The organism is Anaerotruncus sp. AF02-27 (genome assembly GCF_003465835.1).
GTDB lineage: Bacteria > Bacillota > Clostridia > Oscillospirales > Ruminococcaceae > Anaerotruncus > Anaerotruncus rubiinfantis.
Genome location: NZ_QSBX01000004.1, coordinates 114,954 through 137,789, shown reverse-complemented (window position 1 = coordinate 137,789; position 22,836 = coordinate 114,954). Strand labels below are relative to the sequence as shown.

Annotated in this window: 21 protein-coding genes; 19 read left to right on the top strand and 2 right to left on the bottom strand. The window is 57.8% G+C overall.

Annotated elements, in window-relative coordinates; all coding sequences use genetic code 11:
* Positions 1 to 245: 245 nt before the first annotated feature.
* The 10 genes from DWV16_RS05600 to DWV16_RS05555 all read left to right on the top strand — a co-directional run bounded on the left by DWV16_RS05600 (position 246) and on the right by DWV16_RS05555 (position 9,615).
* Positions 246 to 1,295: a mannonate dehydratase gene (locus DWV16_RS05600; protein ID WP_118478107.1), complete on the top strand. Its 1,050-nt coding sequence runs from the start codon at positions 246 to 248 to the stop codon at positions 1,293 to 1,295.
* A gap of 49 nt (positions 1,296 to 1,344) precedes the next feature.
* Complete coding sequence (locus tag DWV16_RS05595) at positions 1,345 to 2,412, top strand: TRAP transporter substrate-binding protein (protein WP_066452748.1); 1,068 nt, start codon at positions 1,345 to 1,347, stop codon at positions 2,410 to 2,412.
* 98 nt (positions 2,413 to 2,510) lie between these two features.
* On the top strand, positions 2,511 to 3,002 hold the full coding sequence (locus DWV16_RS05590) for a TRAP transporter small permease (protein WP_066452750.1): 492 nt from the start codon (positions 2,511 to 2,513) through the stop codon (positions 3,000 to 3,002).
* Positions 2,999 to 4,294 (top strand): TRAP transporter large permease, encoded by a 1,296-nt coding sequence (locus DWV16_RS05585; RefSeq protein ID WP_066452757.1) that lies wholly within the window; start codon positions 2,999 to 3,001, stop codon positions 4,292 to 4,294. Before DWV16_RS05590 ends, DWV16_RS05585 begins: the two co-directional genes overlap by 4 nt.
* 15 nt (positions 4,295 to 4,309) lie before the next feature.
* The gene (uxaC, locus tag DWV16_RS05580) at positions 4,310 to 5,704 is read left to right on the top strand and encodes a glucuronate isomerase (RefSeq protein ID WP_118478105.1); all 1,395 of its coding nucleotides are present in this window, start codon (positions 4,310 to 4,312) and stop codon (positions 5,702 to 5,704) included.
* A 24-nt stretch (positions 5,705 to 5,728) separates the two neighbouring features.
* Entirely contained in the window at positions 5,729 to 6,397 is a 669-nt protein-coding gene (locus DWV16_RS05575) for an RraA family protein (protein ID WP_066452761.1), read from the top strand.
* Between the two features lie 16 nt (positions 6,398 to 6,413).
* Positions 6,414 to 7,187 carry an amidohydrolase family protein gene (locus tag DWV16_RS05570; RefSeq protein WP_066452762.1) on the top strand — a complete coding sequence of 258 codons (774 nt, stop codon included), beginning with the start codon at positions 6,414 to 6,416 and terminating at the stop codon, positions 7,185 to 7,187.
* Positions 7,177 to 7,965, top strand: coding sequence for an amidohydrolase family protein (locus DWV16_RS05565; RefSeq protein ID WP_118478103.1), 789 nt, complete (start codon positions 7,177 to 7,179; stop codon positions 7,963 to 7,965). The genes DWV16_RS05570 and DWV16_RS05565 overlap by 11 nt, the downstream gene beginning before the upstream one ends.
* Before the next feature lie 18 nt (positions 7,966 to 7,983).
* A complete protein-coding gene (locus tag DWV16_RS05560) occupies positions 7,984 to 8,832 on the top strand; it encodes an SDR family oxidoreductase (RefSeq protein ID WP_118478101.1) in 849 nt (282 codons plus the stop codon).
* 12 nt (positions 8,833 to 8,844) lie between these two features.
* Positions 8,845 to 9,615: a glucosamine-6-phosphate deaminase gene (locus DWV16_RS05555; RefSeq protein ID WP_066452768.1), complete on the top strand. Its 771-nt coding sequence runs from the start codon at positions 8,845 to 8,847 to the stop codon at positions 9,613 to 9,615.
* Positions 9,616 to 9,689: 74 nt separating this feature from the next.
* Here DWV16_RS05555 and DWV16_RS05550 read toward each other — a convergent pair whose 3' ends face one another.
* A complete protein-coding gene (locus DWV16_RS05550) occupies positions 9,690 to 11,534 on the bottom strand; it encodes a glycoside hydrolase family 13 protein (RefSeq protein WP_243007274.1) in 1,845 nt (614 codons plus the stop codon).
* A 120-nt stretch (positions 11,535 to 11,654) separates the two neighbouring features.
* Positions 11,655 to 14,063, bottom strand: coding sequence for a glycogen/starch/alpha-glucan phosphorylase (locus DWV16_RS05545; RefSeq protein ID WP_066452771.1), 2,409 nt, complete (start codon positions 14,061 to 14,063; stop codon positions 11,655 to 11,657).
* Positions 14,064 to 14,307: 244 nt separating this feature from the next.
* Here DWV16_RS05545 and DWV16_RS05535 point away from each other — a divergent pair, with 244 nt between their 5' ends.
* The 9 genes from DWV16_RS05535 (at position 14,308) to DWV16_RS05495 (ending at position 22,827) form a co-directional block, all read left to right on the top strand.
* Positions 14,308 to 14,673 (top strand): cell division protein ZapA, encoded by a 366-nt coding sequence (locus DWV16_RS05535; RefSeq protein WP_066452774.1) that lies wholly within the window; start codon positions 14,308 to 14,310, stop codon positions 14,671 to 14,673.
* Positions 14,673 to 16,745, top strand: a complete 2,073-nt coding sequence (locus tag DWV16_RS05530) for a U32 family peptidase (RefSeq protein WP_118478097.1) — start codon at positions 14,673 to 14,675, stop codon at positions 16,743 to 16,745. Before DWV16_RS05535 ends, DWV16_RS05530 begins: the two co-directional genes overlap by 1 nt.
* A 6-nt stretch (positions 16,746 to 16,751) precedes the next feature.
* Entirely contained in the window at positions 16,752 to 17,186 is a 435-nt protein-coding gene (dut, locus tag DWV16_RS05525; RefSeq protein ID WP_370218850.1) for a dUTP diphosphatase, read from the top strand.
* A gap of 50 nt (positions 17,187 to 17,236) precedes the next feature.
* A complete protein-coding gene (locus DWV16_RS05520; RefSeq protein ID WP_066452778.1) occupies positions 17,237 to 17,530 on the top strand; it encodes a DUF4321 domain-containing protein in 294 nt (97 codons plus the stop codon).
* On the top strand, positions 17,505 to 18,104 hold the full coding sequence (locus tag DWV16_RS05515) for a nucleoside triphosphate pyrophosphatase (protein WP_118478093.1): 600 nt from the start codon (positions 17,505 to 17,507) through the stop codon (positions 18,102 to 18,104). Before DWV16_RS05520 ends, DWV16_RS05515 begins: the two co-directional genes overlap by 26 nt.
* A 107-nt stretch (positions 18,105 to 18,211) precedes the next feature.
* On the top strand, positions 18,212 to 19,228 hold the full coding sequence (locus DWV16_RS05510; RefSeq protein WP_066452785.1) for a rod shape-determining protein: 1,017 nt from the start codon (positions 18,212 to 18,214) through the stop codon (positions 19,226 to 19,228).
* 106 nt (positions 19,229 to 19,334) lie between these two features.
* Positions 19,335 to 20,186, top strand: coding sequence for a rod shape-determining protein MreC (gene mreC, locus DWV16_RS05505; RefSeq protein WP_118478091.1), 852 nt, complete (start codon positions 19,335 to 19,337; stop codon positions 20,184 to 20,186).
* A complete protein-coding gene (locus DWV16_RS05500; protein WP_118478089.1) occupies positions 20,179 to 20,700 on the top strand; it encodes a hypothetical protein in 522 nt (173 codons plus the stop codon). Before mreC ends, DWV16_RS05500 begins: the two co-directional genes overlap by 8 nt.
* Before the next feature lie 18 nt (positions 20,701 to 20,718).
* Positions 20,719 to 22,827 (top strand): penicillin-binding transpeptidase domain-containing protein, encoded by a 2,109-nt coding sequence (locus tag DWV16_RS05495; RefSeq protein ID WP_118478087.1) that lies wholly within the window; start codon positions 20,719 to 20,721, stop codon positions 22,825 to 22,827.
* The last annotated feature ends 9 nt before the right edge of the window (positions 22,828 to 22,836 follow it).

Below are 22,836 nucleotides of genomic sequence, written 5' to 3'. Positions count from 1 at the left end.
ACCTTTTCGTTAGAAATAATAATATCATTTTTCTATTTAAAAAGCAATATGTATTAAAAAATTAGGCCAAATAGACAATGAAAATTCCCGAAATCAATGAAAAATGCAGAAATTGTAATAGGAAAACACATTTTTATTGAAAATAGAAATAGAAAATGATATCATAAAGTTGCAGAAAAAAGAACGGAATTATAGAAAATATTTAGATATTTTTCTGAAATTCCGCCAGATCAGGAGGGTTCGTAATGAAGATGACGTTCCGCTGGTATCCGGACGCACACGCGGTGGATCTCGATTACATCCGGCAGATTCCAGGCGTGACCGGGATCGTGGGGGAACTGCCGAAGCCGGTCGGAGCGGTTTGGCCGCTCGATGAGATCCTTTCTCTCAAACGCCGGGTGGAGGAGCACGGCCTTGCGCTGGAAGTGATCGAAAGCGTGAAGGTACATGAAGATATTAAACTCGGCTTAAAAAGCCGTGACACCTATATCGCGGCTTATATCGAAACGCTTCAAAACCTCGGAAAAGCCGGAATCAAGACGGTTTGCTACGATTTTATGCCGGTGTTCGATTGGATGCGCACAGAAACCGCACGCAGGCTGCCTGATGGTTCCACGACGCTGGCCTACGACCCGGAGACCATTTCGCGGACCGATCCCCTTCAGGCGGATTTCGCGCTTTGTGACTGGGAAGCCGTCTATTCCCACGACGAGCTCGCGCGGATGTTTACGCTCTATGAAGAGGTCGGCGAAAAGGGGCTTTGGAAAAACCTTGAATATTTTCTAAAAGCCGTCGTCCCGGAAGCTGAAAAAGCGGGCGTGCGCATGGCGATGCATCCGGATGATCCCTGTTGGCCTGTTTTCGGCCTGCCGCGGATTATCACCGGCGAAAAAAATATTGACCGTCTGCTGGCGATTGTTGACAGCCCCTTCAACGCGCTCACCCTCTGTTCCGGATCACTTGGCTGCTCGGCTGAAAACGACCTGCCGCGGCTTGTCTACAAATACGCCTCGATGGACCGGATTGCGTTCGGGCATGTGCGCAATATCAAACGCCTGCCGGATGGTGGCTTCGAGGAATCCGCGCATTTCTCCCGCGCCGGATCGCTCGATGTGGTCGCGATTATGAAGGCCTATCACGACGCGGGCTACCAGGGTTTCCTGAGGCCAGACCATGGCCGGATGATCTGGGGCGAGCGCGGCGGCGCGGGCTATGGGCTCTATGACCGGGCGCTCGGCGCGATGTACCTGTCGGGCATTTGGGAAACGCTTGAGAAAACGCAGGGTATCCGTTAAGGGGAAATCCCTTAATCAAATAAAGAATATCAATTATGGAGGGAAAATTATGAGAAAAGCAATCTCGATCCTGTCGGCTTTGGCAATGGTAGCTACACTTGCCGCATGTGGCGGAAACTCCGCTCCTTCATCTTCGGCGCCAGCGCCGTCTGCGGCTCCCGCCGCGTCGTCCGAGCCCGCTGCTTCCGAAGCGGCTCCAGCTGAGGCGATCACTCTTAAATTCGTTGAACAGATGCCCGAGGGGCACATCATGACTGACACCCTTTTCCATTTTGCGGATAAGGTGGAGGAACTCTCAAATGGCTCGATCAAGGTGGAACGTTACGCGGGCGGCCAGCTTGGCGACGACACCGCCATGCAGGAAGGCGTCCAGATGGGTACGATCGACGTCATCCGCGCGGAATTCACGACACTGGTCAACTTTGGCGCGAAGAAAGCGGCGGTCACCACGCTGCCATACGTCATCCGGGACCGCGACCACTTCTGGAAGATGGTCAATTCTGACGTTGGCGAAGAGCTGCTCGCCAGCATTCAGGAGGACGGGACCCAGATGGTGGCCCTTTGCATGATCGAGGAAGGCTCGCGCCATTTCTTCACCAAGGACCCCGTGAATTCGCTGGCCGACCTCAAGGGCATGAAACTGCGCGTCCAGAACACCGAGATGTGGCTTGAGATTGTCAAGGCTCTGGGCGCCTCTCCGACACCGATGAGCTTCAGTGAGCTTTACACCGCGCTGCAGTCGGGCGTTGTGGACGGCGCGGAGCAGCCGCTTTCCGGATTTGTATCCCAAAAATTCTATGAGGTTTGCCCGAACATGATCCTGGACGGCCATGTTTATCCGGTTCAGGCATATGTCATCTCTGAACTGACCTGGAATAAGCTCACCGATGAACAGAAAGAAATCATCCAGCAGGCCGCGAAGGAAACCCAGGCCTACAACCGCGAGACAATCCAGGCCGCAGAGGACGAGATCATGAAGAATTTTGCGGATCTCGGCGTTACCGTGGTGGATGTTCCTGACAAAACCGAGTGGATCAATGCGGTACAGCCGGTTTATGAAAAGTTCGGCACGCCGGAAGTGCTCGAGCTGCTTAAACGGATCCAGGACATCAAGTAATAACGCCCTGAAGGCTTGAATTACAGGGGAAATCAGGATTGGCATTGCGTTGCAAGGTTAGGAATGATTTCCCCTTTTCAAAGGGAACGGGAGGAACGATGGCAGAAAAAATTTTCGATTTTATATTTGAAGTGGTAAAAAGTGTTTGCAAAGTGATGCTCTGCATTCAGGTCGTATCGGTTACGATCGTTTTTATCGGCCGGTATTTTTTCAATATCACACCGCCTTGGGGAGAAGAGCTCACGCTTTTCTGCCTGGTGTGGCTGAGCCTGCTCGGCGCGTCCCTGCCGATGCGTACGGGAGGGCATCTGCGCATGACGCTGCTGGATTATCTGGTGAAGCCCAAGACGCTCGCCAGGATCGACGTTTTTGGGGATGTGCTGATTGTCGCGTTTGCGGTTGTGATGTTTTTCGCGGGGATGGCAATGACACAGCAGGTTTCCAATACGATTCTGCATGGAATCCGGATCAGCAAGGGATTCCTTTACGCGGCTGTGCCGACGTCAATGATTTTCTTCCTGCTCGCGCAAACGGATAAATACTACAGGATTTTCAAAAAAATGGCGAAAAAGGAGGGGGATGCGCAATGACTCCGGAAACCATAGGCGCATGGCTGCTGATTGGCAGTTTCCTGGTTTTGATTGTTCTGCGCGTACCGATTGCCTTTGCGGTTGGCGTTTCCACTGTCGCAACCTTCCTCTATCTTGACATTCCAATGATGATGGTGGTCACCAACATTGTCAAAGGGCTCAATTCCTTCTCGCTGATGGCGATCCCGTTTTTCATTCTCGCTGGTGAGGTCATGAGCGCGGGGAGCATTTCCGAACGGCTGTTCCAGCTGGCAAAATCGCTGGTGGGGCAGTTTAGAGGGGGACTCGCGCACGTCAATGTGCTGGGAAGCATGTTTTTCGGCGGGATTTCCGGCTCCCCGGTGGCCGATGTGTCGTCATTGGGCGTCATTGAAATCCCGATCATGGTCAAGGATGGGTATGATCTCGATTTTTCGGCTGGTGTCACGATGGCCAGCTCGATTGAAGGGCTTCTCATTCCGCCAAGCCACAATATGATCATTTTTTCGATGGCGGCCGGCTCGGTCTCCATTGCGAAGCTGTTTTTGGCGGGGATGATCCCAGGCGTCCTGCTGGGGCTGTGCCTGATGGTCTTTTGCTATGCGATGTCGGTGAAACGCAACTATCCCAAGGGGGATAAGTTCAGCTTCAAGGTGATGACCAAGGCGTTTGTCGATTCCATCTTCGGAATGTTTACGGTCATCATTATTATGGTGGGTGTGCTTACCGGGCTTTTCACTGCGACTGAATCGGCGGCAATCGCGGTGGTGTGGGCGGTGCTGGTCACCTTTCTGTTCTACCGGGAGCTGCCGTTCAAGGAGCTGTGGAAGATCCTGGACCGGGCTCTGGGAACCCTTTCGATCATCATGGTGCTCATGGGGATTTCTTCCGCGTTTGGATGGCTGCTTGCGTATCTGAAGGTGCCGGAAATGGTGATCAGCGGAATTATGGGCTTTACCAGCAACAAGGTGCTGATCCTCATTATGATCAACCTGATCCTGCTGTTCCTCGGAATGATCATGGATATGTCCTCGATCATCATTATCACGACGCCGATCCTGCTGCCAATTGCGACCAGTATTGGGATGGACCCGATCCAGTTCGGCGTCATGATGATCCTCAACCTTGGCATCGGCCTGATCACTCCGCCGGTGGGCGGCGTGCTGTTTGTCACCAGCGGAATCACGGGGCTGAAAATTGAACGGCTGACAAAATGTATGCTGCCCTTTTACGCGGTTATGGTGCTGGCGCTTTTGCTGATCACCTATATCCCGGCGATCAGCCTTGCGATTCCCAATATGATTTATCAGTAAGAGGAGTCTGCCGTTATGAATTTTATCACCGAAGATTTCCTGCTTTGCGGCGATACAGCAAAAAAGCTCTACCATGGAACCGCCGCGGGCCTTCCGATCATCGATTACCACTGCCATGTGAGCGCCTCAGACATTGCGGACGACGTGGCTTTCGGAAATCTGACCAACGTTTGGCTTGACGACGACCACTACAAATGGACGGCGATGCGCTGGAACGGCGTGCCGGAACGGTTTATCACCGGTGACGCGCCGGACTATGAAAAGTTCCTCGCCTATGCGAAAACCCTGCCGGACTGCATCGGCAATCCGCTGCATCATTGGTCGCACCTTGAGCTCAAAAAGTATTTTGGCTACGACGGCCACCTCACTGGGGAGACGGCGCCGAGGGTCTGGGAATTGGCAAACGCGAAGCTCGGCCCCGGGGGGCTTCGGGCACGGGACTTCATGCGCCAGGCGAAGGTGGAGTGCATCTGCACAACCGACGACCCGGCGGACGACCTCAAATGGCACGCGCAGCTGCGCGGCAGCGGCTTTGAGATCAAGGTGCTGCCCGCCTTCCGCCCGGACAAGGCGCTCGATATCCGAAAACCGGACTTTCCCGCGTATCTGGAGAAACTCTCCAGCGCGGCAGGCAGGCGGATCGAATGCCTTGATGATCTGCTGGACGCGCTTTCCGGGTGTCTTGACGCTTTTGGCGCGCTCGGGTGCAGGCTTTCGGACCACGGGCTGTCCCGGCTGCCCTACGCGCCATGCGGCGAAAAACGCGCGGCGGAGATCCTTGGCCGGCGGCTTGCCGGGGAGGAAACGGGCGCGCTGGAGGCTGAACAGTACGAAACTTTCCTGCTTTGCTGGCTCGCGTCGCAGTATGCCCGGCGCGGCTGGGTGATGCAGATCCATTTTGGGGTGCTGCGCGACCTGAACCCCGGCCTATATGAAACCATCGGTGTGGACGCCGGCGGCGACGCGATGGGCGACTGCCTGTGCGGGGAGAAGCTCGCGGGCATCATGAGCGATCTGGAACGGCAAAAATCTCTGCCGAAAATGATCCTCTATTCCATCAACCCGAATGACAACGCGGTGATCGATACGCTTGCCGGATGCTTTCAAAACGGAGAGGCGCGCGGGAAGATCCAGCACGGCTGCGCCTGGTGGTTCAACGATACGAAGATCGGTATGGAAGCGCACCTGCAGACACTTGCAAGCCTGAGCGCGCTCGGCAGCTTCATCGGGATGCTCACCGATTCACGCAGCTTTCTTTCCTATACCCGGCACGATTATTTCCGGCGAATCCTTTGCAATTACCTTGGCGGGCTCGCGGACCGCGGGGAATACCCGAAAGATTACAACCTATTGGAAGCGCTTGTCCGCGGCATCTGTTACGAAAACGCCAAAGCATACTTTGCGTTCTGATCGATTTTTTAGGAGGAAGACAATATGGGGAAATACACAAAGGAGTTCCTGGACCGCCTGCAAAAGGAACTCAATACGGCGGTGCTCTGCGATATTCTGGATGAATTGGGCTACCGCAACCAGGCGATGAACGGCCGGATCAAGCCGCTCGATGACGGTTATAAGCTCGTAGGAGTCGCAAAGACGATCCTGAGCTACGACGTTTATGAAATGCCGGAGGAACCCTACAAAACCGAAATCGACGCGGTCGATTCGGTGCAGGAAGGGGATCTCGTGGTTTGCAGCACCAACAATTCCAGCAGCAACGGATTTTGGGGCGAACTGATGGCGACTGCCGCGATTGCGCGCGGCGCGCGCGGCGTGGTGGTGGATGGGGCGGTGCGCGATATCCGGCAGCTCAAGGCGCTGGGGGACACCTTCAAGGTATTCGCGGCGGGCCGCAACCCGCTGGATTCCAAGGGCCGCTGCCTGGTGGCGGATTATGACTGTCCAATCCTCTGCGATGGCATCCTCGTTCATAGCGGGGATCTCATCTTTGCCGATGTGGACGGGATCGTCGTGGTACCGGCCGGCTGCGCACAGGAAGTGTTTGAGCGTGCGCTCGAGAAGGTGCGCGGGGAAAACCGCGTGCGCGAAGAGCTGCGCGCGGGGGCTTATCTGAAAGACGTATTCGCAAAGTACCATATCCTTTGACCAGGGAGGGATTTTGATGGAATTGCAACTGTTTGACGCAGGCGTTATGCTGGGCCGGTCGAAAATGGACAAAGGCGGCAGCTTCGACAATTTGAAAGACCTGCGTGCGGTCATGGAGCGCCTGCAGATCGGCAGGGCGCTGGTGTACGGCGCGCTCGCTAAGGATAGCTGCCCGCGGGAGGGCAATCTGCTCCTCTCGGAGATGATCGCGGACGAACCGTGCCTTTTCCCGGCGTGGGTGGGGCTGCCGGGGCATACGGGTGAATTTCCGGACGCCGGGACGCTCAAAAAACAGGCTGCGGAAAATCGTGTCTGCGCGCTGCGCCTGTTCCCGCGCCAGCACAACTACCCGACCTCTGACTGGTGCTGCGGAGAGCTGTTCGGCGCGATGAATGAGATGCACATGCCGGTCTTTCTCGACTATGGCGTGGAACACTGGAGCGAGCCGATGCCCTGGGACGAAATTTACCGGCTTTGCAAAACCTACCCGGATATCCCGTTCGTGCTCGTGCGGGTCGGCTGCGGCTCGAACCGGCCACTCTTCCCGCTGCTCGAAAAATGCCCGAACCTGCACTTTGAAATCAGCTACTTTGACGCGAATCGCGGTCTGGAAGCAGTGGCGCAGCGGTTTGGCGCATGCCGGATGCTGTTTGCCACCGGCATGCCGACCTACAATCCCGCCTGCCCGATCGCGATGCTCCACTTCGCGGACCTTTCCGACGCTGACAAACAGAAGATTGCGGGCGAAAACCTGAAAATGCTGATAGGAGGGATCCGCTATGCGCTTTAAACCGCTTTCCGAACAGCTCGACACCAGCGGATACCGGATTGTCGATTCCCATGCGCATCTGGGACTTTACCACAAGTTTGACATCCAGGGCGGCTTCGAGGACGACCTGGTCGCGCAGATGGATCGGGTCGGCGTGCAGGCGCTGGCCATCTCCCCGATGGTGGGGCTTGGGCTTGACAGCCGCCGCGCCAATGATATGACCGCCGCGGTGCTAAAAAAATACCCCGATCGCTTTTATGGGATGGCGCTCGCGAGCGGCAACCGCCCGGAGGAGATCCTGCCGGAACTGACGCGGTGCTTCGACACGCTCGGCATGACCATGATCAAGCTCCACCCGGACGAGGCGAACTGCCCGATGGAGCGCAAATGCTACGACCTCATCTACGGTTTTGCCGCCGAGCGCAAGCTCGCGATCATGAACCACGACTGGCAGTCCCCCGCGCGTCTGGAGGCGCTTGCGAAGCGGTATCCGCAGGTGCGTTTCACCCAGGCGCATTCGGGCGGCAACTGGGACGGCCACCGGGAGGACGATTATTTCCGGCTGGCGCGCGATTATGAGAACGTCTTTGTGGACATCTGCGCGAGTCCCATCTTTTACGGCGCGCTCGAAAGCCTTGTGGAGGTGGCGGGCGCGGACAACATCCTCTTTGGCAGCGACGCGCCCTTCCTGAACCTGGCGTTTGGGGTCGGCAAGGTGCTGCTGGCGGATCTCCCACATGCGGACAAACAGAAAATCTTCGCGGACAATTTTCTTGGGATTATTGCGCCGCGCGACTGATGAAAGAAGGTATTTTTCATGAATCTCCCATTCCAGATTGATCTCTCCAGGAAAACCGCCGTGGTTACCGGCGCGGGCGGGGTGCTCTGCAGCGGCTTTTCCAAAGCGCTGGCCGCCTGCGGCGCGCGCGTCGCGCTGCTCGACATCAACCAGGCCGCGGCGCAGAAATACGCGGATGAGATCACCGCGGCGGGCGGAACCGCCAAAGCATACGAATGCGACGTGCTTAACCGCGCGAGCGTCGAGGCGGCGCATGCGCAGATTGCGACGGATTTCGGCCCCTGCGACATCCTCTTAAACGGCGCGGGCGGCAACAACCCGCGCGCGACCACCACGAACGAATATTATTTTGAAGGCGACCTCGACAAGGACATCGCCACCTTCTTCAACCTCGACCCCAAAGGGGTGGAGTTCGTCTTTAACCTCAACTTTCTGGGGACTCTTATCCCCACGCAGGTCTTCACGCAGGATATGCTCGGCCGTGAGAACTGCTGCATCGTGAACATCTCCTCGATGAACGCCTATACGCCGCTCACCAAGATCCCGGCCTATTCCGGGGCCAAGGCTGCTATCAGCAACTTTACCCAGTGGCTTGCGGTGCACTTTTCGAAGGCGGGTATCCGCGTGAACGCGATCGCGCCCGGCTTCTTCGTCACCATCCAGAATGAAAAGCTGCTTTTCAACGATGACGGCACCCCCACTCCCCGTACAGACAAGATTCTGGCAGGCACGCCGATGGAACGCTTCGGCAAGCCCGAGGAACTGAATGGGGCGCTGCTCTACCTGATTTCGGAAGAGGCCGCTTCCTTCGTCACCGGAATCGTCATCCCGGTGGACGGCGGATTTTCGGCGTATTCCGGCGTGTGAGGAGGGGCCGCTATGACGGCTGCACTTAAAATGCAGGCTGGCAACCTGCAAATTGAGATCTGCGAAACGCGTCGGGCGATGGGCGAGGCGGCCGCGCGGTGCGGTGTTGCGCGCGCCAAAGAGGTGATTGCCGAAAAGGGCGAGGCCAACATCATTTTCGCGGCGGCGCCCTCCCAGTTTGAACTGTATGAGAGTCTGCTCGCCTCGGACCTCGACTTTTCGAAAGTGAACGCCTTCCATATGGATGAATACCTGGGCCTTGCGCCCGACGCGCCGCAGGGCTTCGGGAACCTGCTCAAAATCCATCTCTTTTCAAAAAAACCGTTCAAATCGGTGCATTACCTGAATGGCCAGACCAGCGACCCACAGGCTGAGTGCGAGCGCTATGCAGAGCTACTCGCCGCGTTCCCGCCCGACGTGATCTTTCACGGGATCGGGGAGAACGGGCATCTCGCCTTCAACGACCCGCCGGTGGCGGACTTTTCCGACCCCCGTGTTGTGAAGGTGGTGGCGATGGACGAGATCTGCCGCAACCAGCAGGTGCATGACGGCTGCTTCGCGCGGCTCGATGAGGTGCCGCGAAAGGCGCTCTCGCTGACCATTCCGGCGCTGACGGACGATCGGACCTGGCTTGTGGTGACGGTGCCCGGCCCCACCAAGGTGGAGGCGGTGCGCCGCGCGGTGCGGGACGAAATCTCCACCGCCTGTCCGGCCACCATCCTGCGGCAGCATCCGCACGCGGCGCTCTTTCTCGACAGGGAGGCGGCAAAGGGAATTCTCTGACAAGGCGAACATCAAAAGCGGCGTTCCAACCGAAAGGTTGGAACGCCGCTTTGCGTCCGAGCGGCTTCGCGTTTTCAGCGCGCAAGGATCACACAGTCATAGGGGAGCAGATTTTTTCCGTTCAGCCGGCCGAACAGGGTGCGCGCATCCGCGAATTCGGGCGGGATGACCAGGTTGACCTCGTAATTGGTACGGTTGACCGCCGCGAAAAAGCTATCCCCGTTGCAGTCGCGCAGGAAGGAGACCGCTTCGGGCGTGAAGGAGACCGCCGAGAAGCTGCCGGTCGAAAGCTGGGGGTAGTCGGTGCGGATCTTCCCGAGCGTCTGGAACACCTCGAGCAGCTCGTGATCCTCCCGTCCCCAGGGATAGCAGGTTCGGTTGAAGGGGTCCTTGTAGCCGTAGAGCCCGGCTTCGTCGCCGTAATAGAGGCAGGGGATGCCGGGCAGCATATATTGGATAACCGCCGCCAGCCGGAAGAGTTTTTTGCCCAGTTCGTACCGCTGCGGGCTGAGGGTGTTGTTCTGCCCCTGCCATTCGCGCCCATTCTGTCCGGCCGGCTGTCCGGCCAGCGCGGTAATCGCGCGCTCGACATCGTGGGTCGAGAGGGAATTCATCAGCACGTCGAGCACCGGCTTCGGGTAATGCTCCAGGATGGTTTGGATGGTGCCGTAAAGACGGCTGGCGTCACCGTCCCGCACCCAGGCGAGGATCGCGTCTTTAAAGGGGTAATTCATCACGCTGTCAAGCTGGCCGCCCAAAAAATACCGGCGGCGCACGCCGTAGGCAATCTTGGTGGTTGCATCCTCCCAGACTTCCCCGATCACCGCGGCCTGCGGGTCATAACTTTTGACGCAGGCGGAAATTTTATCGAGGAATTCGTCCGGAAGTTCGTCCGCCACATCGAGCCGGTAGCCGGAAATGCCGGCACGCAGCCATTTTTTGAGCACGCCGTGCTCCCCGCAGATGAATTCGCTGTAGCCGGGATCTTTCTCATTGAGATTCGGCAGTTCCTGAAAGCCCCACCAGGACTGGTACTCAGCAGGGTAGTTGATGAACTCGTACCAGGAACGGTAGCGGCTCTGCGGGTCGTTATAGGCGCCGCCGTTTCCATAGCGGCGCTCTTTGTTGAAATAGACGCTGTCGCTGCCGGTGTGGTTAAAGACCCCGTCGAGGATGATATGCATCCCCATCTGTTTCGCCTTGTGGCACAGCGCGGAAAGATCCGCTTCGGTGCCGAGCAGCGGGTCAATCTTTTCGTAGTCGGCAGTGTTGTAACGATGGTTTGAATGCGCTTCAAAGATCGGGTTCAGATAGATGGTGGTCACGCCGAGCCCCTTGAGGTAGGGGAGCTTTTCGGCGATGCCGCGCAGGTCGCCCCCAAAGTAATCGGAATTAGTGATCTTTCCGTTCTGGTCGGGCAGGTAGTCGGGCATCTCATACCAGTTTTCATGCATCCGGCGGTCGGCGGGCACACCATATTTCTCCGCCCCGGAACAGCAGAACCGGTCGGGAAAAATCTGATACATGACGCCCTTCTTGAGGAAATCCGGCGTCTGCATATTTTTGTCGTAAACGGTCAGCTGCCACATGTCGCTCCCCTGGGCGGAGAGCTTGCCGAACCCCTCGTGATCCCGGACAATCCGGGTGCAGCCGTTGACGCCTTCAACTTCAAAAAGATAAAAGTAGAGCTGCGGGTCGGGGGAATAAAAAATGCACCGATAGGCGATATTGACCCCATCGCTTTGCTCGAACTCCATTGGGATGCGTTCCGGGGTATCCCAGCGGTCGGCCTTGAACATGAGAAGCACTGGGTTTTCGAGCTGGTAGGTGATCGGCAGGTAGACACGGAAGGTCACGACCTCATCGGTGCGAACCGCTCCGAACGGGGATTTGCAGCGGCTGTCGCGGCTGTCAAACATACTCAAAATATCAACTCCAAAGGCAAGGAGCGTTTGTCGTGACATCTGTCTTGGCAGACGCTCCGGAATGCGCCGCGGGCGGGACTGCACATCCCGCCCGCGGCTTTTGCTCCTGTTTTATCATTTGCGCAGGTTCCAGATTTCGCGGCTGTAATCGTGGATCGAACGGTCGGCGCAGAAGAAGCCGGAAGCCGCGATATTCATGAGGCTCATCCGCTGCCAGCCTATGGCGTCGCGGTAACGGCGGGAGGCCTCCTGTTGGATGTCGCTGTAGGACGCGAAGTCGGCAAGCACCATATACGGGTCGTTGTAGCGCAGGGAATTGGCGATATCCGGGAACTGCTGTCCGTCAAGGCCGGAGAGCAGCAGGTCGATCGCCCGGCGCAGCGCGGGATTGCGGTTATAGTAATCGTTCGGATTGTAGCCGGCCGTCTTTATGTGGTTCACCTCAGGCGTGGTCATGCCAAAGATGAGGATGTTCTCGTCGCCGACATGCTCTTTAATTTCAACATTCGCGCCGTCGAGCGTTCCGAGGGTGATCGCGCCGTTTAACATCAGCTTCATGTTTCCGGTGCCGGATGCCTCGGTGCCCGCCAGCGAGATCTGCTCGGAAATTTCGGAAGCCGGCATCAGGATCTCCGAGATGGTGACGCTGTAATTCTCAAGAAACACGATCCGCAGCTTTTCACGGATGACGGGGTCGGCTTCGATGAGGTCGCGCAGAGTGCAGATGAATTTGATGATCTGCTTGGCGAGGAAATACCCGGGCGCCGCTTTCGCGCCGAAAATATAGGTTTTGGGGGCAAAGTCCGCATTGGGGTTTTCCTTGAGCCAGAGGTATTCGGTGAGAATGTGTAGCGCGTTCAGATGCTGGCGCTTATATTCGTGCAGACGCTTGACCTGCACGTCAAAGATCGAATTGCAGTTGACCGCCACACCGGAGGTTTCAAGCACATATTTGGCGAGCCGTTCCTTGTTTTCAAGCTTGACGGCCGCCAGCTTTTTCAGCAGGTTTTTATCGTCTGCAAACTTGCTGAACCGGTGCAGTTCGGACATGTTTTTGAGCCATCCATCGCCGATGGTCTCATTGAGCAGGCTGGTCAGACCCGGGTTTGACTGGTAAAGCCAGCGCCGGGAGGCGATGCCGTTGGTCACGTTCTTAAACTTATACGGCGTAAGCAGATAGAAATCGTGGAAGACGCTGTCCTTGATGATCTGGCTGTGCAGGGCGGACACGCCGTTGACACTATGGGAAGCGATGACCGCCAGGTTCGCCATGCGCACCTGGAAATCATAGATCACCCGCATGCGGTCGATATCATACTGGTCATAGTGGTATTTTTCCCGCAGGTCGTCGCAGAAACGGCGGTCGATCTCCTGTACGATCTGGTAGATGCGCGGCAAAAGGTTGCGGAAGATGTCCTCTCCCCACTTCTCGAGCGCCTCGGACATGACCGTGTGGTTGGTGTAGGCAAAGGTGCGGGTCACGATGTCCCAGGAACGGTCCCAGTCGTAGCCGCAGTCGTCGAGCAGCACCCGCATCAACTCGGGAATGGCGAGGGTCGGATGGGTGTCGTTGATCTGAACGGCGTTCTTCTCGGCAAAGTTGTCGATGGTGCCGTAGAGAGTGATGTGGCGGCGCACAATGTCCGAAATCGAGGCCGCGACAAGGAAATACTGCTGTTTTAAACGCAGCATTTTGCCCTCGGTGTGGTTGTCGTTCGGGTAGAGCACTTTGGAGATGGCCTCGGCCGCGGCCGCGCCGCCGACCGCGTTCACATAGTCGCCGCGGTTGAAGCTCTCCATATCGAAGCCCGGGCTCTGGGCCTTCCAAAGCCGCAGGACGCCCACTCCGTCGCTCTCAAAGCCGGGGACGTACATATCGTGCGGAACGGCGTAGACCGTCTGATAATCGACATGGTTGACCCAGTGGTGGCCGTTTTCCCAGCCCTCCTCAATCCGGCCGCCAAAGTGAACCGGAACGGTGCGGTCGGGCTTCACCTTGAGCCAGACACTGCCGCCGGGCAGCCAGTAATCGGGGGTTTCGGTCTGCCAGCCGTCGATGATCCGCTGCTTGAAGATACCGTATTCATAGAGGATCGAATACCCCATGGCGGGCAATTCCAGTGTGGCCATCGCGTCGAGGTAGCAGGCCGCGAGCCGGCCAAGACCGCCGTTGCCGAGCCCCGCGTCCGGTTCGAGCGCGTACATCCGGTCAATATCGATGTCGAGTTCGTCGAGCGCCTTGGTCATGGCGTCCTGGATATCGAGGTTATAGAGGCTGTTTTTGAGCGAACGCCCCATGAGGAATTCCATGCTCATGTAATAGACTTTCTTTTCCGCGCGGGCGTTGTAATGCGCGGAGAAGATTTTGAGTTTTTCCGCGAGAATTTCGCGCACCACACGGCAGCAGGCCTCGTAATAAGCCTCGTCGGAAGCGTGCTCCGGGTCGATGAGCATATCGCTTTTGATCGTGTCGAGGATCAGGTTCTTGAGGACCTCGGTGCTGTAATGCTTATTTGTATCCATCAGACTGTCGTCTCCTAATCATACAGATTGCCGGTTTTCCGGCGTGCAGGTAAATAGAAATGTTCCATTTTATTATACCCGATCGGCTGCTTGCATGCAAGTTTTCCGGCAAATATTACCGCGGCATGACAAAGCGCCTGCTTTGGGTGGAAAATTTGGACAGGCCCCTTTCACAGGCGCGAAAAATGTATTATAATGATATCAATGTTGAAATGAATTTTTACTCATTGGAGGAGTCGATACCATGAATGCAGCAAACCGGGTCCGCGTGCTCATCAATGGGGTGCATTATACCATTGCCACAGTCGAACCGGAAGAATATGTACAGAATCTCGCGCAGGAGCTGGATGAGCAGATCAAAGCGATCCTCGAAAAGAATCCGACCATCTCATTCAACGATGTGATGGTCCTGTGCGCCATCAATTATATGGACGCCTACAAGCGCAGCGAGGAAAATGCCGACCGGATGCGCTCTCAGATCACCGAATATCTGGAAGACGCAGCAAAGGCGCGCATCGAGCTCGACGAGGTCAAGCGGGAGAACGCCCATCTGCGCCGCCAGCTTGACGGCCAGGAGCTGAAGGGCCAGATAAAGGATATGAAAGTTTGATGCCGGTGAACCAGCCTGAAATCCTGGCGCCCGCGGGCGGCCCACAGGCGCTTGCGGCGGCGGTGCTCTGCGGCGCGGATTCGGTCTATCTTGGAGCCGGCGCGTTCAACGCCCGCCGCAACGCGGAAAATTTTACAATGGAAAATCTGGCGGAAACGGTCCGTTACTGCCACATCCGGGGTGTCAGGGTTTACCTGACGCTCAATATTGTTTTACTCGAAAACGAGATCCCGCGGTTCCTCGCGGCGGCGCAGGCGGCCTGTGAGGCCGGGGTAGACGCGGTGATCGTGCAGGATTTGGGCGCGGCTAGGCTTTTGCAGAGACATTGCCCGGCGCTGCGGATGCATGCCTCCACCCAGATGGCTGTGCACAATCCCGACGGCGTCCGCATGCTCGAGGACCTTGGCTTTAGGCGTGTGGTACTTGCGCGCGAGTGTTCCAAAGACGAGATTGCCCGAATTGCCGCCGCCACGCCGCTCGAAATCGAGCTGTTTGTGCACGGCACACTGTGCATGTGTGTGTCCGGCCAGTGCTACATGTCCTCGGTGCTCGGCCAGCGCAGCGGGAACCGCGGACTCTGTGCCCAGCCGTGCAGGCTGGCGTTTTCCTCGTCCGCGCGGGAATATGCGCTCTCTCTGAAGGACATGAGCCTCATCTCCCGCATGGACGAAGTGCGGGCGCTTGGGGTGCATTCGCTCAAGATTGAAGGCCGCATGAAGCGGCCGGAGTATGTTGCCGCGGCCGTGACCGCCTGCCGGTCGGCGCTGGCAGGGGAAGCGGTCGATCTCAATGCTTTACAAGCGGTATTTTCCAGGGGCGGATTTACAGATGGTTATTTTACCGGCAAGCGTACCATTGATATGTTCGGGGTGCGCGGCAAGGAGGACGTCACCGCCGCCGCGGGGGTCCTAAAGCAGCTCGAGAATCGCTATACCGACCCGCGCAAGCAGGTGCAGAAGGTTGGCGTGGAGTTTGCTTTTGCGATGAAACCCGGCCAGAAGGCGTTCCTGTCCGCTTACGATTGTGATGGGAACAGCGTGTGTACCGAAGGCCCGGTGCCGGAAAATGCCGTCAATAAGCCGACTGACGAGGCCCGCGTGAAAGCGAGCCTTGAAAAGACCGGAGGCACGCCCTATCATGTAGAAAATGTCCGGTGCTCCATTTCGCCGGGGCTGATGCTGCCCGCGTCAGCGCTCAACGCGATGCGCCGTGAGTCCCTTACGCAGCTTGATGAAACCCGCGGAACTTTGCGCCCGATCCCGTGGCAAGCCGCCGGGCGCGAAGCGCCCGCGCCGCGTATAAGTGCGCGGCGGCCCGCGCTGCGGGCGCGGCTTACCGCGATGGCGCAGCTGACCCCGTCCATCCGAAAACGCGCGGCGCTCATCACTCTGCCGGCGCCGGAACTGCTCAAGCTCTGCGAAAGCGGCGCGGAGGACTGCATGGACCGTCTCTGCGCGGGCGTGCCGCGCATCCAGTTTTCCGGGCAGGAGGAGACGAAAGCGCAGCTCGCAAAACTGTGGGAATACGGCGTGCGGCATGCCGAGGTGGGGAATCTCGGCGCAATCGGGCTTGTGTCCGGTATGGGATTTGCGCTGCATGGGGAAGCTTTCCTCAACGCGGCCAATTCCGAAGCTGTGCAGGCGCTCGCTGGGATGGGGCTCCGTGACCTGACCCTTTCCTTTGAACTGAGCCTTGCGGCGGCAAAACATCTTCCGGAGGAGATCCCCTGTGGGGTTGCGGCCTATGGATTCCTGCCGCTGATGACGGTGCGCAACTGCCCGGTGCGGCTTTCCGCCGGGTGTGCCCGCTGCAAAAAGGGGGAAGCTGCGCTCACCGACCGCAAAGGCAACAAATTGCGGACAACCTGCGCCTATGGGTGCAGTGAAATTCTCAATCCGGTGCCACTTTATATGGGAGACCGGCTGGAGGAACTTTCCGGGTTCGATTTCGTCTCTTTACAGTTTACGGTCGAAAGCCCGGAAGAATGCGAACAGATTTTTCTGGACTATGAAAATGGGGGTGAACCGCGCGGAGCGTTCACCCGCGGGCTGCTCTATAAAACGATCCTGTAGGAGGGCATTATGCTGAAAATGAAACGCCTGCGTCCGTCGGCGCAGATCCCGAAGAATGCCACACCCGGAAGCGCCGGGTACGACCTCTACGCCGATCTTGACGCGCCGGTGGAGATCCCCGCGGGCAGGACGGTCAAAATCCCGACCGGTCTTGCGATGGCGGTGGAACCTGGCTATGCGGGTTTTGTGTTTGCACGCAGCGGGCTGGGGATCAAGCATGGGATTGTGCCGGCCAACTGTGTCGGCGTGATCGACAGCGACTACCGCGGAGAGGTGATCGTGGGGCTGCACAACCAGTCACAGGAGGCCTTCACGGTGAACCCGGGAGATCGGGTCGCCCAGCTGGTGCTCCTGCCGGTTTTTACTCCCGGGATCGAGGTCTGTGAAGAATTGGACGAGACCGGCCGCGGAGCGGGCGGTTTTGGTTCGACCGGGCGATAAGCCGGGAGAAGCGATACACGCCGGCGGACGGACAGGGAGGAATGACAGCAATGCGAAGGGCGCTGATAGGAATTTTTTATACTGTGGCGGCGGTGATCGTGGGCGCGCTGGCCGCGGCGATCGCGGCGAACGTGCCGTTTCTCAGCTGGCTGGCCTTTGGCAAGAGCATCGGCCTGCCGGTGGACACCCCGATGGTGCTCGATCTATCGGTTGTGAAGGTCGCATTCGGATTCGAGGTCGGTGTGACGGTCGCGCATATCCTGGCGTTCATTGGGGCATTTTTCGGATATAAATATACGATAAAGGCGATGCATCTGAATGGAAAACACGAAGGTGAAGAATAGGCGGGTGGTGCTGGCTTCCCAGTCCCCGCGCAGGCAGGAACTTTTGAAGTTCCTGTTCGAGGATTTTGAAGTCCGGGTATCAGACGCGGACGAAAGCCTGCCGGACGCAACTCCGCCCGCCAAGGCGGTCGAAACGCTCGCTTTGCGCAAGGCGCGGGCAGTGGCGGCGGACTGTCCGGGCGCGCTGGTGATTGGCTCGGATACGGTGGTGGCGATCGATGGGCTGATCCTGGGCAAGCCGGATGATCCCGAAGATGCCGCCGCGATGCTTCGCAGGCTCTCCGGGCGGGTACATGAAGTTTACACCGGCGCGGCGCTTTGCCTTGGCGGACGGGAAACAGTGTTCCATGTCTGTACCGGCGTGGAATTCTGCCCGCTCAGCGACGCGGAGATCGCCTGGTATCTCTCAACCGGCGAGCCGTTCGACAAAGCGGGCTCCTATGGCATCCAGGGGTATGGCGCGCGGTATATCAAAGGCGTTCGCGGGGATTATTTCACCGTGATGGGGCTGCCGGTCAACCGCCTATATGCAGAAATTGGGGAATTCGCCAAAGAATACTTGACCGAAAAATGAAGAATATTAACATTTACCCTGTTGTGCATTTTGGCGGGAACAGGTATAATATGTAGGATAATGAAAGCGCAACGCTGTTTTTGTAAAAGTATAAGGGGGAACCGGGTATGTTTTCGAAAGACATTGGAATAGATTTGGGCACCGCAAACACCCTCATCTTTATGAAGGGAAAAGGAATCATCATGCGGGAGCCCTCGGTCGTGGCGGTTGATACCCGCAACGACACCATGCTGTACGCGGGCAATCAGGCAAAGGAAGTCATCGGGCGCACACCGGGCAGTATTGTGGCGGTCCGGCCCTTGAAAGACGGCGTTATCGCCGATTTCGACGTCACTGCCTCGATGCTCCAGTATTTCATCAAGCGGGCGCTCAACAACTCGATCCTGGCGCGCCCGCGGGTGATCATCTGCATCCCCTCCGGCGTCACGGCGGTCGAGCGCCGCGCGGTCAAGGAGGCCTCCTTCAAAGCCGGCGCGAAACACGTTTCAATCATCGAGGAACCCATGGCGGCCGCGATCGGCGCGCAGCTTCCTGTGGCGGAGGCCACGGGAAGCATGGTTGTCGACATCGGCGGCGGCACCAGCGAGGTCGCGGTGATTTCGCTCGGCGGCATTGTGGCGGCGCGTTCGGTGCGCGTGGGAGGCGATGAGCTGGACGCTTCGATCATCCAGTATATCAAACGCAAATACAACCTCCTCATCGGTGAACGCACCGCCGAGGACATCAAGATCGGAATCGGTTCGGCTTATCCGCTCGAGGAGGAAGCCACCATGGACATCAAGGGCCGCGATCTGATGGACGGCCTGCCCAAGAACATTCAGATCACTTCGGAGGAGATCCGCGAGGCGCTTGCCGACCCGCTTTCGATGGTGCTCGACGCGATCCGCACCACGCTTGAAAAAACCCCGCCGGAACTTTCCGCGGACATTATCGACCACGGCATCACCCTCACCGGCGGCGGCGCCCTGCTGCGCGGGCTCGATTCGCTCATCGAGCGGGAAACGGGCATGCCGGTACATATTGCGGAAAACCCGCTCGACTGCGTCGCAATGGGCACCGGCAAGGTGCTTGACGACATCGATAATCTGCGCAAGCTGCTTGCAGACGACGACAAAAGTTACTAATCCGAACATGTTGCGGCGCCCGTTCAATCTGTGAAACAAGGAGGATTGGACGGGCGGCCTTTCATTCTGACCAATCCGTGGATTTTGCCGGAAGAGGAGTGGCCTTTTGGGAGACTTTTTTAGAAGCGCAAAATTTAAAATACTTGCCGGTGTGTTCATCGTGCTGCTCGCCTTCATGCTGCGGGCCGCGTGGACCGGCGGCCTTTCCCCGATCATCTCCTCGGCGGTCGGGTTTGTTGTCACGCCGCTGCAGCGGGTTTCGGTTTCGATTTCCGATACGGTGCGCGGCTACTTTGAACGCTATACCAGAGCGGACGAGATCGCGCTGGAGAATGAGCAACTGCGCGCGGAGGTGAATGAGCTGCGCCGCCAGCTGGTTGATTACGAGCAGTCGAAGAAGGAAAACGAGATGCTCAAGCAGTTTCTTGACCTCAAGGAACAGAACCCTGACTTCGTCCTGGAGCCGGCCTCGGTGGTCGCGCGCGACCCGAACGACCGATTCTATTCCTTCACGATCGACAAGGGCTCGCTGAACGGCGTGAGCCTGCACGACCCGGTGGTTTCAGCCGACGGGCTGGTCGGGCGGGTCAAGGAGGTCGGCCTCAACTATTCAAAGGTGCTCACAATCCTGGATGTCGCGGTCGATGCGGGCGCTTATGATGTGCGCACCCGTGATATCGGCATCATCGGCGGCTCGATCGACCTGGTGGACAAGGGATACTGCAAAATGAGCTACCTGCCGCGGGAAAGCGGAGCGGCGGCGGGGGATCTTGTGGTGACGACCGGCGGCGGCATCTTCCCGAAGGACCTTGTGATCGGCAGGATCACCCGCATCGCGGACGAGGCCGGCGGCATTTCGCTCTACGCGGAAATCGAACCGGCTGCCGATATCCCAAACCTCACCGACGTGATGATCATCAAGGCGTACGACGGGCAGGAGGAACAGCCGGATGAATAACAAGGCCCGAATCCACATGGAAAAATACATTTCGTATATTATTGCGATGATATTGCTTTTTGTTTTGCAAACAACGCCCGGATTCCTCGCGATTTTCGGCGTCAAGCCAAATTTTGTCGTCCCCGCGGCGGTCTGTATCGCGATGATGGAGGATGAATTCATCGGCGGGCTGTATGGCGCGTTCGCCGGGGTACTGTGCGATTTGGGCGGATTTACGCTGTTCGGCTTCAACGCCATCCTCATCATGGCCGGCTGTGTGGCTGTGGGGCTGCTTTCGATCTACCTTCTGCGGATGAGCGCCATCAACTTTGTCCTTTTGGTCGCTGGGGTGCTGCTCGCGCGCGGGCTGCTCGATTACCTGCTCAATTTTTACATGTGGGGATATGAAGGAGTCTGGCGGGTGCTCTGCTACCGCATCCTGCCCGGCGTCATCTATTCGGCGGCCGCCGCGCCGCTTTGTTACTGGCTTTTTACCCGGATGCGCGGTTATTTTGAAGCGCGCATCCAGTCCTGATATTTTGGAGATTACCGCATGAAAAAACATTCCCAGACGGTACGCATGATAATCCTCGGCGCGGCGTTTGTGCTGGTGCTGCTGCTTTACTGCCTGCGGCTGATGCAGATGCAGGTGGTCGAAGGGGAGGACAGCGAAGCGCTGCTTGAACGCGGCTGGTCCTCCACCCAGGTCATCAAGGCGGCGCGCGGCGAAATCCTCGACCGCAACGGCCGCCCGCTTGCCATGAACGCGATTGGCCGCGACGTGGTGATCAACCGCGCGTTTTTGGAGCCGAAGGACACCAATGCCGTGATCCTGCGGCTCATCCGGATTATGGAGGAAGCGGATGAGGACTGGATCGACAACCTCCCCATCACCGAGGAAGCGCCTTTCCGTTTCAAGGATCAGCAGACCTATGCCACCGAGATCGCACGTCTCAAGAACGCTTTCGACCTGGGACAGTTCGCCACGGTGGATGACGTGATCTATCACCTGAAGAAAACCTACAATCTGGAGACCTATGGCGATCCGGAAAATCCGCAGCATTACACCGACGAGGAATTTCGCAAGATTGCGGGTGTCCGTTACGAGATGACCCAGCGGGGATTCTCGATGTCGGTGCCGTACACCTTTGCAACCGACATCAAAATCGAAACGGTCCCGAAGATCAAGGAGCGCAGCTTTGAGATCCCGGGCGTGGACGTGGTGGAAAGCCCGATCCGCCAGTATGTAAGCGGCGATATCGCGCCGCACATCATAGGCAGCGTCGGCCCGATCTATAAAGAAGTATGGGACGGCATGAAAAAGGAAACGGTGGACGGCCAGGTCTATGCCACCAGGGAGGGCCGCACCTATCAGATGAACGATGTGATGGGCAAGGACGGCGCTGAGCTTGCGTTTGAGCAGTACCTCAAGGGGGTCGACGGCGAGCGCAAGATCGTGCAGAATTCCCGCGGCGACGTGATCGATATTGTCGAAGAGGAGGCGCAGGTTCCGGGCAGCACGGTTGTGCTCACCATCGACAGCCAGCTGCAGAAGGTTGCGCAGGATTCCCTCGCCAGCAATATCAAACGCCTCAACGAGACAAAAGAGGAAGGCAAGGGCAAAGAAGCGCAGGCCGGCGCTGTGGCGGTGGTCGAATGCGAAACCGGCGAGATCCTCGCGCTGGCCACCCACCCCTCTTACAGTCTTGTGAATTTCCAGCGGGATTATGAGCAGATCGTATCCCAGCCCAACCAGCCGCTTTTCAACCGTGCGCTCAGCGCCGCCTATACACCCGGCTCGTCCTTCAAGCCCGCGGTTTCGCTGGCGGCCCTTGCGAGCGGCACCATCACCCCGTCGACCCGATTCAACTGCACCCATGTCTACAACCGTTTCGCGCCGGGCTACACCCCTTACTGCGAATCGATGCACGGACAGATCGACGTGGTGCGGGCGATCCAGGGCTCCTGCAACATCTTTTATTATGAAACCGCCTATTATATGGGTATCGAGACGCTGGACGAATACGCCGCGCGGCTGGGCTTTGGGGTGCCGACTGGCATCGAGCTGCCCGAAAATATCGGGCAGGTGGCTTCTCCTGAGGTCAAAGCGAAATCCCCGGCTTATGCGAACGATCCGACTTGGTGGCCGGGTGATGTGATTCAGGCGGGTATCGGCCAGCAGGCAACAACGGTTTCACCGCTGCAGCTGGCCAATTATACCGCCGCGCTTGCCAACGACGGCAAGCGGATGAAGGCGACCATTTTGAAGTCCGTGCGCTCCTATTCGTTCGACGAGACGATCTATGAGCACACCGCCGAAATCGCGGAGGAGATCGACGCGCCGGAAGCATTTGCGACCGTCCGGCAGGGGATGGTCGCGGCGTCCGGTGTGGGCGGCACCGCGAGCGGTACTTTTGCGAACTATCCGATCCAGGTCGCGTCCAAGACCGGCACGCCGGAACGCGGAGATGGACTGTTCAACTCGGTATTTATTGCCTACGCGCCGGCCAACGATCCGAAAATCGCGGTTGCGGTGGTGGTTGAAAAGGGCTGGGAAGGCTTCCAGGTCGCGCCGGTGGCACGGGATATTTTTGATGCATATTTCTTCTCACAGAACAGCAAGTCGTCGGCGGAAGCGGATTACGGCGTGCTGCTGTCCTGATTTTATAAG

Coding starts and splice junctions, on each gene's coding strand:
- DWV16_RS05600 (WP_118478107.1), top strand. CDS start 246: ATGAAGATGACGTTCCGCTGGTATCCGGACGCACACGCGGTGGATCTC.
- DWV16_RS05595 (WP_066452748.1), top strand. CDS start 1,345: ATGAGAAAAGCAATCTCGATCCTGTCGGCTTTGGCAATGGTAGCTACA.
- DWV16_RS05590 (WP_066452750.1), top strand. CDS start 2,511: ATGGCAGAAAAAATTTTCGATTTTATATTTGAAGTGGTAAAAAGTGTT.
- DWV16_RS05585 (WP_066452757.1), top strand. CDS start 2,999: ATGACTCCGGAAACCATAGGCGCATGGCTGCTGATTGGCAGTTTCCTG.
- uxaC (WP_118478105.1), top strand. CDS start 4,310: ATGAATTTTATCACCGAAGATTTCCTGCTTTGCGGCGATACAGCAAAA.
- DWV16_RS05575 (WP_066452761.1), top strand. CDS start 5,729: ATGGGGAAATACACAAAGGAGTTCCTGGACCGCCTGCAAAAGGAACTC.
- DWV16_RS05570 (WP_066452762.1), top strand. CDS start 6,414: ATGGAATTGCAACTGTTTGACGCAGGCGTTATGCTGGGCCGGTCGAAA.
- DWV16_RS05565 (WP_118478103.1), top strand. CDS start 7,177: ATGCGCTTTAAACCGCTTTCCGAACAGCTCGACACCAGCGGATACCGG.
- DWV16_RS05560 (WP_118478101.1), top strand. CDS start 7,984: ATGAATCTCCCATTCCAGATTGATCTCTCCAGGAAAACCGCCGTGGTT.
- DWV16_RS05555 (WP_066452768.1), top strand. CDS start 8,845: ATGACGGCTGCACTTAAAATGCAGGCTGGCAACCTGCAAATTGAGATC.
- DWV16_RS05550 (WP_243007274.1), bottom strand. CDS start 11,534: ATGTTTGACAGCCGCGACAGCCGCTGCAAATCCCCGTTCGGAGCGGTT.
- DWV16_RS05545 (WP_066452771.1), bottom strand. CDS start 14,063: ATGGATACAAATAAGCATTACAGCACCGAGGTCCTCAAGAACCTGATC.
- DWV16_RS05535 (WP_066452774.1), top strand. CDS start 14,308: ATGAATGCAGCAAACCGGGTCCGCGTGCTCATCAATGGGGTGCATTAT.
- DWV16_RS05530 (WP_118478097.1), top strand. CDS start 14,673: ATGCCGGTGAACCAGCCTGAAATCCTGGCGCCCGCGGGCGGCCCACAG.
- DWV16_RS05520 (WP_066452778.1), top strand. CDS start 17,237: ATGCGAAGGGCGCTGATAGGAATTTTTTATACTGTGGCGGCGGTGATC.
- DWV16_RS05515 (WP_118478093.1), top strand. CDS start 17,505: ATGGAAAACACGAAGGTGAAGAATAGGCGGGTGGTGCTGGCTTCCCAG.
- DWV16_RS05510 (WP_066452785.1), top strand. CDS start 18,212: ATGTTTTCGAAAGACATTGGAATAGATTTGGGCACCGCAAACACCCTC.
- DWV16_RS05500 (WP_118478089.1), top strand. CDS start 20,179: ATGAATAACAAGGCCCGAATCCACATGGAAAAATACATTTCGTATATT.
- DWV16_RS05495 (WP_118478087.1), top strand. CDS start 20,719: ATGAAAAAACATTCCCAGACGGTACGCATGATAATCCTCGGCGCGGCG.